8 protein-coding genes are annotated in these 12,955 nt (G+C 58.2%); 1 reads left to right on the plus strand and 7 read right to left on the minus strand.

Going from position 1 to position 12,955, the window contains the following annotated elements; genetic code table 11:
- Window position 1 precedes the first annotated feature (1 nt).
- The 7 genes from I6F31_RS04425 to I6F31_RS36450 all read right to left on the minus strand — a co-directional run bounded on the left by I6F31_RS04425 (window position 2) and on the right by I6F31_RS36450 (window position 10,693).
- A complete protein-coding gene (locus tag I6F31_RS04425; RefSeq protein WP_225184793.1) occupies window positions 2-787 on the minus strand; it encodes a gamma-glutamyl-gamma-aminobutyrate hydrolase family protein in 786 nt (261 codons plus the stop codon).
- A gap of 29 nt (window positions 788-816) precedes the next feature.
- On the minus strand, window positions 817-1,875 hold the full coding sequence (gene rtxC, locus I6F31_RS04430; RefSeq protein ID WP_225184794.1) for a dhydrorhizobitoxine desaturase: 1,059 nt from the start codon (window positions 1,873-1,875) through the stop codon (window positions 817-819).
- 31 nt (window positions 1,876-1,906) lie between these two features.
- Window positions 1,907-4,438, minus strand: a complete 2,532-nt coding sequence (locus I6F31_RS04435) for a 2-aminoethylphosphonate--pyruvate transaminase (RefSeq protein WP_225184795.1) — start codon at window positions 4,436-4,438, stop codon at window positions 1,907-1,909.
- Between the two features lie 2,045 nt (window positions 4,439-6,483).
- On the minus strand, window positions 6,484-8,367 hold the full coding sequence (gene cysN / locus I6F31_RS04440) for a sulfate adenylyltransferase subunit CysN (RefSeq protein WP_225184796.1): 1,884 nt from the start codon (window positions 8,365-8,367) through the stop codon (window positions 6,484-6,486).
- Window positions 8,367-9,362, minus strand: a complete 996-nt coding sequence (cysD, locus tag I6F31_RS04445) for a sulfate adenylyltransferase subunit CysD (protein WP_225184797.1) — start codon at window positions 9,360-9,362, stop codon at window positions 8,367-8,369. The genes cysN and cysD overlap by 1 nt, the downstream gene beginning before the upstream one ends.
- A 171-nt stretch (window positions 9,363-9,533) precedes the next feature.
- Window positions 9,534-10,103, minus strand: a complete 570-nt coding sequence (locus I6F31_RS36445) for a NoeE-like protein (RefSeq protein WP_346656459.1) — start codon at window positions 10,101-10,103, stop codon at window positions 9,534-9,536.
- A 170-nt stretch (window positions 10,104-10,273) separates the two neighbouring features.
- Entirely contained in the window at window positions 10,274-10,693 is a 420-nt protein-coding gene (locus tag I6F31_RS36450; protein WP_276573184.1) for a sulfotransferase, read from the minus strand.
- 648 nt (window positions 10,694-11,341) lie between these two features.
- Between I6F31_RS36450 and I6F31_RS04455 the strand changes: the two genes are divergently transcribed.
- Window positions 11,342-11,647, plus strand: coding sequence for a hypothetical protein (locus I6F31_RS04455; protein ID WP_225184798.1), 306 nt, complete (start codon window positions 11,342-11,344; stop codon window positions 11,645-11,647).
- Window positions 11,648-12,955 lie beyond the last annotated feature (1,308 nt).

Consider the following 12,955-nt stretch of genomic DNA (forward strand, 5'->3'; position numbering starts at 1 on the left):
TCTAGTACTTCTTAGTACGACAGTACCCAACACACGCCTCTCCAAATGCCTTGAACAGTTTCTGGCTGAGGAGGTCGTTTGAGACATGCCATTCTGGGTGCCATTGCACCCCCATTTGCAGCGTCGGCGCGCCGATGACCGAAGCCGCCTCCACCAGACCGTCAGGCGCCCATGCCTCCCGCCTCAGCGCCGGGGCAAGCGCCTCGATGCCTTGATTGTGCAGCGAGTTGACATGCGCTTCGAGGGTTCGCGCGATTGGAAAGAGCGCGCCATCGGAACACATCCTGACGCTGTGCGCGGCGTCATACTGACGGTCTCGAGGACGATCTGGCTTCTCGGCATGCATCGCGCCACTTTCCGGCCTCCACTTCGCAAGCGACGGGCGGAGTGTGCCGCCGAAATAGACGTTGAGTTCCTGAAGCCCACGGCAGATGCCCAGAATAGGCATTCCGAGCGCGATGGCGTTCTCTATCGTCACGCCGGAGAGCCTATCCCGCGGACGGTCCAGTATTCCAACCTCGACGTCCTGCCGATCAGCCTCCGTCAAAGACGCAGGCGCCCTCAGAATGCCGGGGTCGACGTTCGATTCGTCACCTGTCAACACCAGACCATCGAGCTGGTGCATGATCGCCGCCACGCCCTCCTCCCTCGCATCTTCCGCGTCGACTGTCGGCAATATGACGCAAGCTACACCCGCATGACGATGGAGTGCCTGCACGTACTTGCGCCGCAACCAGTCGCGATGCACACCATCGACAAAAAGGCGGTTCGAAGTGACGCCGACCACTGCTCGGGCGCCCTCTGGCCGAGGCAACGTCACGCCAACTGCCCTCGCGTGCGAACGTCGGCAACGGACTGCTCATACAAGCGTCGATTACGCTCTTTCAACTGGGTTATGACGCTAGGTTGACCTTGAGGTCCCTTGACAAAGAGCCCACCCCACGTAGCGGCAACCTTCGCGTAGTTCGGATCCTGCATTCGGATTTTCTGAGCTTTGCGCAACAGCCAAAACGGGATACCGGGCGAAAGGTGATGCTCAAGATGGTACTCATCCAGATTCTGTCCGAGGATGGCCCGCTCGATGAAACTTCCTTTCCGATTCCTGGTGAGATAGACGTTCTGCGTCTCGGTTTCGCACATAGGCGAGTGCTCAGCGAGCTCGATAAACCAGCCGAGAACCTGAAACGTTGTGAGATAGGGCACGATCCAAAATAGGACGACGATATGGAGGAGCCCAAGAGCATATGAGCCGCCCAGGACGCTGATCCAGAAGAGATAGAAGCCGTACTTGTCGATCAGTATGCCCGAGCGGCTCTGATCCTCGGGATCCGAGATCGAAAACCGATTCGTCCAAAGATACTTCAGATACGCCACTGTCGCGCCGCCGAAGATCGGCTTCCAGATGACGTTGAAAGCGTACCGTTCCGGACGCTGCACGTCGTAAACGCCGCTGGCCAGGAAAAACTTAAGGTCGGGATCCTTGTCAGGGTCGCCGAGATAAGGATGGTGCAAATAGACGTGCGAGATCCGGTAGGCCCAATGGCGCTGGAACAAGGGATAGGAAGCGAACAGAATGCCGAGCACATAATTCCAGGTGGTGTTCTTCGCGAGCGTGCGGTGAGCCGCATCATGAGCGATGGTTGTCAATCCGCGCTGATAGGCGCCAATCAGAAGAACGGCCAGCGGGTAGAGCCACCATGAGGCGGACATAGTCGCGAGCGTGCACGCTGTGATGACAGCGTAATCTTTGGCGATATAGGCCGCTCCGGTTATGTTGTCGGGCCTCAGCTCGGAGAGCTGCCTGTTGATCTCTCGGCTGAATTGAACGGCCTCATAGCGTGATGACCTCAATTTCCAAGCTTCTGCCTGATTCATGAGAACCTCTTCCTGATCGCTTTGCGGGTTGTCAGATTGCGGAAAGGGCCTTTTCCAGATCGCGTACGATGTCGCTGACATCTTCGATGCCGACGCAAAGTCGGATCGAGCCGCCAAATATGCCGGCGGCTTCGCGTTTTTCCCGGGGGACGGTGGTGTGGGTCGTCGAGACAGGATGGGTCACGAGCGTGCGGGCATCCCCCACATTCGAAACGTGATACATCAAGTCGACGTTTTGGATGAACTTGCGCCCAGCCTGTTCGTCGTCGACTTCGAACATGATCATCGCCCCGTGTCCGTATGCGGCATTGAGTGTCTGCTCGACGGTTTCCCGATCGGCGCCCTCAAACAGCCCCGGATAGAAGACACGGCGCACCTTAGGATGCTCCTTGAGCACGTCGGCCACGACGCTGGCATTCGCGCAGTGCTGCTTCATCCGAAGCGGCAGCGTTTCGAGCCCTTGGATCAGTTGAAAGCTCGCAAACGGGGCAATCGCGGCGCCCGTGTCGCGCAACCAAGTCATGCGAGCCTTGAGGAGAAACTCGCTCTTTCCAAGATCGTCGACATCGCGCACCGCGTTATGCCAGACAATTCCGCCATGCGCATCGTCGGGACGGTTGAACAAGGGAAAGCGAGAGGCTCCCCGGTAGCTAAACTCGCCGTTGTCAACGATCAGTCCGCCGAGCGTCGTGCCATGGCCGGATATATACTTCGTGGCGGAGTAAGTCGTAATCGCAGCGCCGAGATCTGACGGCCGGCACACCAGTGGCGTCGTCGTATTGTCCACAACCAAAGGTACGCCGTACTTTCGGCCGATCGACGCCAGCTCTTTGACGGGGAGCGGAATCAGACAGGGATTCGAAATCACCTCTCCGAACAGACATATCGTGCGATCATCAATGGCACGTTCGAACGTCTCCGGCTTTCGGGGATCCGCCGTCTTCACGCTGATCCCAAGACGCTTTAATGTGTTGTGGAGCAGGTTCCAGGTATTGCCATACAGATATGGAGAGGCGACGACATTGTCGCCCACTTCGCCACTTGAGAGGTTGACGATAGCAAGGAACGTCGCCGCTTGACCTGACGCAACGGCGAGCGAGTCGCTTCCCATATCGACGGCGGCGTAGCGCTTTTCCAGCGCGCGGGTCGTCGGATTGATGATCCTGGAGTAGGTGAACCCATCGGCCTTGACGTTGTAGACGTCAGCAATGTGGTTTAGATCGCCATCGAGTTCGTAGGCCGTATTCTGGTAAATCGGCACTGCGACGGCTTTCGTCACGGGGTCACGTCGATAGCCCGCGTGCAGAACAGCAGTCTCGGCGGAAAACGGCAGCCGAGGGTCCCCAGCCGCGCGAGCAGGCATCTTTACGCGAGCCCCGCATGCCTCTAGGTCCGACGTCGGCCTTGCCGAACGACCCTGACCGGACCGGAAATACGTACGGAAAGCGCACCCCAACTGCTCGATCCAGCTGGGTTGGATTTCCCCAATGCAACCGACGCGAAAACTCCGCGTCGCAAGGTGCAGCTTCGAGTAAACGTAAAGGTTGTGGGCCGCCAAGTGGCGATACAGCCGATCGAATCCTGCCTGGTCCACAATTCCGGATGGCGCACTGAACGCGACGCAGACCGGCGACTGCAAGTCCGCGGACAGCAGCGGAGACACCACTCCTTCGAGTTCTTTGACGAGATCGTTCCTGACCTTCTCGTACCTGCGGCGCCTGGCCTCGATGCCTTCCTCGTGCAGAATCTTCAGGGCCGTTGTCGTTGCCTGAACGATGTGGGTGGGAGGGGTCGACCGCCACTCACCGGTACGCTCGAGCGAGAGCCATTGATCTCTCACGTCGAGCACAAACGACCTCGGTTCTTGAACCGCCTTTTCCAGCAGCTCGCGAGACGCGATGACGAACGCTACTCCCGGCGGCCCTTCTATGCACTTGTTGCTCGACGTGATCAGGACGTCAGGTCCAGGCTGGCTCAGGTCGATATTAAGGGCGCCGAAGGAACTCATGCAATCGATGATGGTCTTTACGCCACGTCGCCTCGCCTCCTCCACGATCGCCTCCAGCGGATTGACGATTCCGGTTGTCGTCTCACAATGGACGAAACACAGATGCGTAACGCCAGGATTTCGGTTCAAATGCTCGCCAATTTCTTGAGGATCCAAAGGATCGGTCGCTCGCTTGACAAGCTTCAGTGCTTCGACGCCCCACAGCCGCAAGACTTGTAAAATGCGCTCGCCATAAATGCCGTTTATGCAAACGAGCGGCCTGTGGGCTCGGGACACAAATGAAGAGAGAGCGGCTTCCATCGCAAAGGAGCCGCCTCCCTGAATAGGCACGACCGAATAGTCGTCACCATTTCCCAGCAAGTTGAGCATCAGCCGCCTCATACAGGCGGTCACTTCCTTGAACTCGCAATCACGCGATGCGAGATCAAGCTGCATCTGGCTCCTGACCGCCAGCGATAATGACAAAGGACCAGGCGTCAGCAAAGAGCGCTGTCTTGTCAAACGATTCCTCCTCCGAGTTGTAATCGTCAATAGGTCTGGGGTACGCCCACGCACCAGCGACGCCCCTGTGGCGAGCGTCGATTTCCTCAGCTCAACAGCTTCCGATCAAACGCCCATGGATCGCGGGCGCGCTTCGGGACAGCACCCGAAAACCCAGCCGGATGACACCTCCAACCTCGCTGTATCAGCGCAGATGCAGAGCGATCTTTCACAAAGCTCCTTATCGATACCATTTGTCACCTCCTAGAAATTAGGGTTGCGAGCTGGCGCCCAAGGGCGCTTTCATCCAGCCATGACGCGTGCGTGGGTTTGACCCGGAGCCTTCTTGCGTCCCAATGCGGCAGGTCGGCCGGCCGAATTACGTGTGAACCTGCGCCATTCAGGCGCACTCGACGTTAGGAAAACGAAGCAGTCGGATTATCGCGCCGCGCTGCAGATCGAGGCGTGGCACTGACGATATCGTTAGCAGCAGAGAGTCTGATGCAACGGCCTAAGACTTGATGCATTCGCACTTCGCCGCTCGTTGTAAGGTTTGGGACGCGGATGACTGTCGTTGTCCATTTCAAGATCCTACAACTTGACGTTAGGGGCGTTTCAAGCCTCTCCGGTAATTTTCTCGCGAGACTTTTTTTCCTGGCGTACTCCCATCTGGCGGCGACAAGCCTACCTCGGCAGCAGAGCGCGGAGCTTCACAGCGAGTTGGATAGTTTGAGAGTTCGACATCAGGACCGTCGGCATTCCCCTTTGATCGCGTCCCTGCATGAGGGGATGAAACAATGCCCCGTTCACCTACGATCTTCGCCATGCCCGCAGATGGAGGTACCGAGCTTCCCCATGCCAGCGAGATCCTCCTGGATGCTTCCGCGCGGAGAGTGTACGCCCTCGTCGCACATGACCATAGCTATCACGGCATTGCGTTTGAATGGGGCGACCTTGGCCGGCTATGGTCGAACTCGGCTAAGGTAATCTGGGCTTCCTTGCGATTTCTGTCCCTTTGGCAACGATCAGTTCGACGCCTTTCGGCGTGTCGCCGGGACGCCAGAACTTGTGGTCCTGCTTTGCTAGGACCACACGAGCGACTCCAGATGATCCTCTGTGAGCGCGTTAGGCTGGCAGCAATTCTTGGTTCTGAACGCCGCTCCCCGGCGAGAAAGTCTCGCGGAACAATCATCGTCGTGGCGAGCGTGCCCGCGGTTGAGGGCTCTCTTCTCGCATTAGCCCCTCCGCAGTGTCCTGCTCGTTGATGGCGAGCTCGCGATCGACGCGGTCTATTGCGCGTTCGAATAGGTTGACCGTTGACCAGAGAAGATCACCAAAGAGGTTGTCCTTGTCGTTGCCGCGGATGAGCTCTCTTGCCTTTTCGCCGCGCCCAGGACCGCCTTCATCGCAATCAACGACGGCCTGCGAAACGAAGCGGGACCGCAAGCGCGGCGGAGGTTTGTAGCGCAGCGCAGGTTGGCTAAGGTCCGCGGCTGCTTTGTCTCGGCAAAGAAGGCGCGGGCGTCGGCAGGCGGTGTCCACGCCGCCGACGAGCAGCGGGCTAAAAGGAAGCAAGCTTCCCGAAGCTGGCATAGCCGCGACAGGAGGGAGTCGTGGTCGACTGGTAAATTCGGATCAGTCAATATATTGGAAAGCAAGCGCCCGCTCGCCCGAGGCGGCGAGGCCTTGGAAAACCGAGGCCCCCGCATACTGCGCGAGAGATCGAAGCCGGCAGAGACGCTGCCCCGTCTCGACTTTAACCGGAGCTCGGCGTGACGCTGGCCGCACGCGCGGCAAGAAGCCCCAAGCTAAAAATCAACTTACTGGAAGTCGGACTTCCTCTCTCGCCTTTGTCATCGCGTCGTAGATTCTGATCTGGAGCATGGGACGGCGTTTCTTGAGCTCCTCCGCTCCCGCCCAAGCTCCATCTCTGGTTGCGTACTCGGTTTTGAATTGGCCATCTACTTCGAGCACGTAACCGGAAGCGGGCAGTCGACGAGTGGGGGCGACCATTTTGTTCCTTTAGAGCCCAAATTGCGATCGTAGGCCAGTCTGAGCTGGATCGCCTTGGCGGGGCCAGCAGGATAATGTCCGAACCGACGGTGCGACGCGAGGGACATCTAGCCATCAAGAATTGAGCGCGCCCTCAAGACATCCACGAGGGCTTCCGCTGAATGCTCTGGGGTCTGCTCCATGGTCCTGAGATGAACGTCCGGTGTCGTTGGTGCCTCGTAGCACGAATCGACCCCTGAGAAGTTCTTGATTCCGCCGGATTTCACCTTCGAATACAGGCCTTTCGGGTCGCGCCGAGCGCATTCCTCGATTGGCGTATCGACAAAGACTTCTATGAATTCTTCCTTGCCAATCAGGCTGCGCACCCTGTCCCGTTCGGCCCTACTGGGCGAGATGAACGAGCAGATCACGATCAAGCCGCTGTCCGCCATCAACTTGGCGACTTCACCGACACGCCGAATGTTCTCCGCGCGGTCCGCCTCAGAGAAGCCGAGGTCCGCGTTCAATGCGTGCCGGAGGTTGTCGCCATCCAGCAGCATGGTATGCCGCGACATCGCAAACAGCTTTTGATCAACGAGGTTGGCGATCGTCGACTTTCCCGCGCCAGACAGGCCGGTGAACCAGATGACGCAAGGCTTCTGGTTCTTGAGCGCGGCGCGCTCCCTCCTGTCCACGGTTAGCGCTTGCCTAGTAATATTGGTGGCCCGCCGCAGCGGAAAGGCGATCATGCCTGCGCCGACCGTACGGTTCGTGTAACGATCGATGACGATAAATGATCCGGTCTTTCGATTGACTTCGTAAGGATCGAATACCGCGGGCATTGTCGTCGCAACATCGCAGAAGGCGATCTCGTTGAGGGAAAGCGTCCCGGCCGCCAGATGCTCGCTCGTGTTGACGTCGATCCGATGCCTGATTGCGGCAATGCTGCCGGAAATCGTCTGCGATCCAATGCGCAGGACGTAATTGCGTCCGGGAGCGAGCGGCTCCTTGTCCATCCAGATCACATAAGCGGCAAACTGGTCGGCGATCTTCGGTCGGTCGTCCGGTCGGGACAGAATGTCGCCACGGCCGATATCAATTTCGTCTTGCAGTGTAATGGTAACGGCATCCCCGGCCTCGGCGCCGACAAGGTCGCCATCATGGGTCACGATCCGTTTGACCCGCGTGGTCCGTCCCGACGCGGCGACAACGATCTCGTCTCCGGCCGAGATCCTGCCGGAAGCCACCGACCCTGCATAGCCCCGAAAATCCAGGTTCGGCCGGTTTACCCATTGGACTGGAAAGCGGAAAGCCTGGCTTGCGGTGGCGGAGCGGATGTCAATGCTTTCCAAATACTCGAGCAGGCAGGGACCATGATACCAGTCGGCATGAGCAGAGCGGTCCACGACGTTGTCGCCATATCGGGCCGAGATCGGGATCGGAACGATCGAGGTGAAGCCGAGACCGGCGGCAAAGGCCAGATAGTCACGGGCAATCCGATCGAAGTACTCCTTGCTGTATGCGACAAGATCGATCTTGTTCACTGCCAGCACGATATGACGGATACCGAGCAGCGAACAGATGAAGGAGTGGCGGCGGGTCTGAACCATCACGCCTTTGCGGGCATCGATCAGGATGATGGCGAGCTGGGCATGCGAGGCGCCGGTAGCCATATTTCGAGTATACTGCTCGTGGCCGGGAGTGTCGGCCACCATGAAGGAGCGCCGCGACGTCGTGAAGAAGCGGTAGGCGACGTCGATCGTGATGCCCTGCTCCCGTTCTGCCTCCAGCCCATCCACAAGCAGCGCGAAGTCGATATCATTCCCGGTGCTACCGTGCGTGATACTGTCGCGTTCCAGGACCGCGAGCTGATCGTGGTAGATCATCTTGCTGTCGTGCAATAATCGGCCGATCAGCGTCGATTTGCCGTCATCCACCGAGCCACATGTGATGAATCGCAGCTGATCCTTTGTCTTGGCCGGGATCGGCCCCGTTGTCGGGTTTGTAAACATCAAAAGTAGCCTTCCCGCTTCTTCTTCTCCATTGAAGCGGCTTCATCGGTATCAATTAGGCGTCCCTGGCGCTCCGACGCTGTTGTCGTCTGCATTTCCGCGACGATGTCTTCGATCGTCGTCGCATCGGATTCAATAGCCCCGCTCAAAGGATAACAGCCAAGGGTGCGAAAGCGGATCATCCGCATTTCCGGCGTCTCGTCGCGCTTAAGCAGCAATCTGTGGTCGTCAACCATGATCGTCGCACCATTTCGACGCACTACCGGTCTTTGTTTTGCGAAGTAGAGCGGAACGACCGGAATCTCCTCGAGCATGATGTATTCCCACACGTCGAGCTCGGTCCAGTTTGACATCGCGAACACGCGCATGGTTTCGCCCTGGCGGATCCGCGTGTTGAACAGGTTCCAGAGCTCCGGCCGCTGGTCGCGGGGGTCCCATACATGCCCGGCAGAACGGAAGGAGAGTATTCGTTCTTTTGCGCGACTCTTTTCCTCATCGCGCCGGGCTCCGCCAAAGGCGGCATCAAATCCGTGGAGATCGAGCGCCTGTTTTAGCGCGTCGGTCTTCATCACCTGGGTATAGAGCGCGGAGCCGGACTCGATCGGATTGATCCCGCGCGCGATGCCCTCCTTGTTGACATGGACGATCAGGTCGATGCCGAGTCGCTTGGCTGTCGCGTCCCGGAAGTTAATCATCTCGCGGAACTTCCACGTCGTGTCGACGTGAAGCAGGGGAAAAGGCAATTTTGCCGGATAGAACGCCTTGATCGCAATGTGCAGCATCACGCTTGAGTCTTTTCCGATCGAGTAAAGCATGACCGGCGTTTTGAACTCGGCGACCACATCACGCATGATTTCAATCGATTCAGATTCGAGGCGGCGCAGATGTTTGGGTAGCATATGTCTTCTTTTCGATGCGAGATCTCTGTTCTCCGCCGTTCTATGACTCCAGCCGAGACTGAGAATGCCCGGCGGAACCGGCTGGAGAAGACGCATGGCTCGTTCATGACCTCAAGCCCGCTGAAACAGCTGACTCGCGGACGCGGAGCAACTCGCATTCGCCGCTGCCGCCGCCCCGCGTCACACCTGATCGGGAGATCAGCTCGTGCGAGTTAAGGAACTTGGCTAGATCTGCCAGCGTGTTTTGATCGCAAGCATTCGGATGCCCTAGGGGATGTTGAGAATCCGCTCAAGCCGCGCGACCTCGCCTCGCAATAACTCGATAGCCGCGTCGCGCTTGCGAATGGCATCCAGCCCCGCAGCTCGGTCAGCTTCTGACGCCAACAGCGTCTGTTGCAACTGGGCAGCCATCGTGTGGACCGACTCTCCAGCGGCAGATGGGCCAGATGATGCTCCCGCCTTGGTACTCCGCAAATCCCACCAGGTTCGGAATATCTGACGATAAAGTTCGGTTACCTCCCCTCCCCTATCCACGACTCCGGCTTGCTGTGCATGTAGCAGTTCCCGCTCATATCCGAGTTCTAGCAAGAGCTCGATGCCGACCAGATCTGTCACGGTTTGCATCTCTTCGACGCTCAATTGGGATTGCCATGCGTTGACAGAGCTTTGGTCGACGGCGCTTCGTTGCAGGATTTTTCGGTCTCCGAAGCTGCTCGATTGAAGATAATCTGCCTGTCTCATCCCGGCCGATGCGAGGGCCGCTGGATCACAGCCGAGCCCAGTCAACAGACGCCGGATCTCCTCGTCCGGATGCGCCACGAGCAGTTCGTATTGCACGAGCTGTGTCCAGGGGCGAGCGCGATGCGCGGCGAGCTTGGGAAGGCCCAGAGCCAAATCGGCGAGTGAAGTTATGATGACGTCGGGCAGACGGAGCATGAGATCGGCGAGACTGGAGACGCTGATCGAATGCGGGCTTTCTGCCCGCAGCGGGATGCCCCACGTCGATTTCAGTGAAGCGAAGCGGCGATGGCATAGGGATTGCGCATAAGAAGGATGTGTGGCGCTTCTGGATAGACAGATTCAAGAAACTCAAGCGCCGTCCAATAGCGTGGTGTCTTATCTAGGAGGATGCGCTTGCCCGCTTCTGCCAGATACTGATCATATGCCGCATCGGCAAAAGCGCGGCTGGCGAGCGTGCGATCTATCCGCCCCAGGAATTCGGAGGTCGCCGCCTCAATCAAGGAGCTACCCGCCGGATGGCGCTGATCGACCCTGCCAAATGCTTCAAGCGCCAGCATCAACCAGGGTTCAGGCGGAGCCACAATGTCTGGATGATGCTGGAGCAAATGCGCCAGGAGTGTCGTCCCGGATCGTGGAAGACCGAGGAGAAAGCACACCGCCGGCGAACGGCCAAAACGTCCGATCATCGTTCAGACCCTCGTGCTTGAAAAGCGAACCCTGTCGGCGCTCGCTCGATTGAGCGAAACAAAGCCAGCAGCAAAGCCCTAAAACGACAAGAACTTTGTCTGCCACTCATGACTTGAGAACCGTTCGGTTCAATCGATCGGCTGGATCACAGAAGGATAACTGCAATCGCCTCCTCGATTGCTCGTCAGTTGAAACGAAGTCACGCGCCAGCTCAATTGCACGAAGATTGATCGTGTATATGGGAAGGTTGGAACGAACTATACCGACGTTTGCCGAAGAACACACTTTGCACATAAAAGTTATTACCTATTGTCGCGTGAAAGCCGCCGTTGGTCCGCCAACACAAATTGAGCCAGAGCTCCGGCCGGCCTGTTGTTCGCAAGTCCTTCCGTTCGAACCGTACCAACGATTTGATTTACCGGCTCTTGCAGCGTTGTCCCTCCCCCTGATCCGCGCTAAGGTAGACTGGTCAAGGGTGGAACTGACTTAAGATGCCGTCGGATTTACCTGATCCAGCAAGCGCGCTTGGCCGCATCGCGGCGCACGGAGACGAACATTGTCCGGCCATTAACGTGGGAGATCGGGTCGGTCAATGCGTGTCGGAGAACTTGCGGAATTGTGCCAATTGCTGGCCATCAATGGGCCACGTGGACGATCCTGACGGTGGTAGCCTTTTGGGCAGAGAAAAGAGTGTACCGGTCAGCCTGGTGTCACGCTTGATGCTGGTCGCTGCTTCGTTCGTGACGACCCACCCAAAGCTGAGAGAGAAAAACGGTTTCCTGCGGCGCAAGTCCTTGGCAAGCGACGCGGATCGCGTGGACGCCGCTGACAACGACAACGCGCGAGCATCTCGCCCCTTTGCCGAGCTCGCTGCAGTGAGGCATCGCCTGGAGAAGACCCGTTCTGGCGTTCGGAGCGCAAAGCGCGCAATCATCAGAAATGAAGCTGGCTAAATATGTCGACTCTCCCGGCCTTCCAGTATTTCTTGAAGCAGCGCGGGCGAAGATGGTTGTGGTCCGTTCAGACCGCGGAAGGCACCCAAGTGGTGACGGGTTCAGGACGTAGCCGCTCCGCCGCCATCTATCAGGCCAACAGAGCGCTTTTTCAATTGCTGCTAAGCGCGCCATATCGCCTAGAAGCTCGAGCTAGCCAACAGGCGCGACCACGTCCGCTTACGCCCAAACTTTAGTGTGGCATGAGCTTCGAGGAATCACGTGGTCCTTCCATTTGGCTAAATTGATCAGCCGATCTGTTTGACCTAGCCAGGCGGCCTTGCCGAAGTTGAAGAAGCTGCTCGCCGAACGGATGGTGGATTCGGCGCCCCCGCTGCGGTAATTCGTCGAGACTGGTCAGCTTCTCGAAAGTTAACGCGCCCAGCACCGGCGCGTTGTTTCGGCGGCTTCCGACCTGGCAAGTCATTCGTAGACGAAGCCTTTACCGGCTTCTGAGCTGCTTATGCCCAGATATGAGGTCGGCGGGACCCCAACCTGCCACGGTACTTCCCGCGTCCACGCCGAGCGGAGGCAGTGCGGCCTTCTTTCGCTAGGCAGTGCAAAGAACCTGCGTCACCACCGGCGGCCAGGGCTCGCTCAGACATCTTCGCTGATCTATTGTTGATCCGAATGCGCCGACTCCGGCCAATTTCGCGACGACGCTCACTTTACACCGGCGCACCCCGCCAACGCTAAGTGACGTAGTTGCGGCGATCTCTCTGTTGCTGATCTGAATACACCCACGCAGCCCAATGGGACGAGGACAATTCCGGGCGAGCGTCTCCTGCCGCGGTTTCGGCTGCTGAAGATTGGAGGTTTGGACCCGAAGGCCGCTGCCCGAGGCCCGGGACTGATACTGGGATACACAATGGCTCGTGGACCAGCACACTGGATGGGATTACGAGCTGCTTTGAGCAGCGGAGAACTATCTGGATCTCGGCGCCGGGACGCAGCTGCTTGATCCTCTTTGTAGCCCACTATGAGTCACGCTTGGCGGCCGGCGATGCCGAGGGCCGACGCGTTGATCCCAGTTCTCATCGATAGATGACAACGATACTGCCGAGTTCTTGTTTAGCCGATGATGCCGATCGTCTCAGCTCGGATCGGCAAAGCTAGTTGGCGGCAAAATTTCCCCGACTCTAGAGGGCGGCCCGCGAGCCGCCCTTCCGCGCCAATAGCCAGCGTTGTTTAAAATTACCGCTGATGTCCCAGTCCGATTCCAAGATTTAGCGCCTTCTGGCGTAGCGCACCGACGCTGCGTTTGGTCAT

This window comes from Bradyrhizobium sp. NBAIM01 (assembly GCF_020194115.1).
GTDB classification, from domain to species: Bacteria; Pseudomonadota; Alphaproteobacteria; order Rhizobiales; family Xanthobacteraceae; genus Bradyrhizobium; species Bradyrhizobium yuanmingense.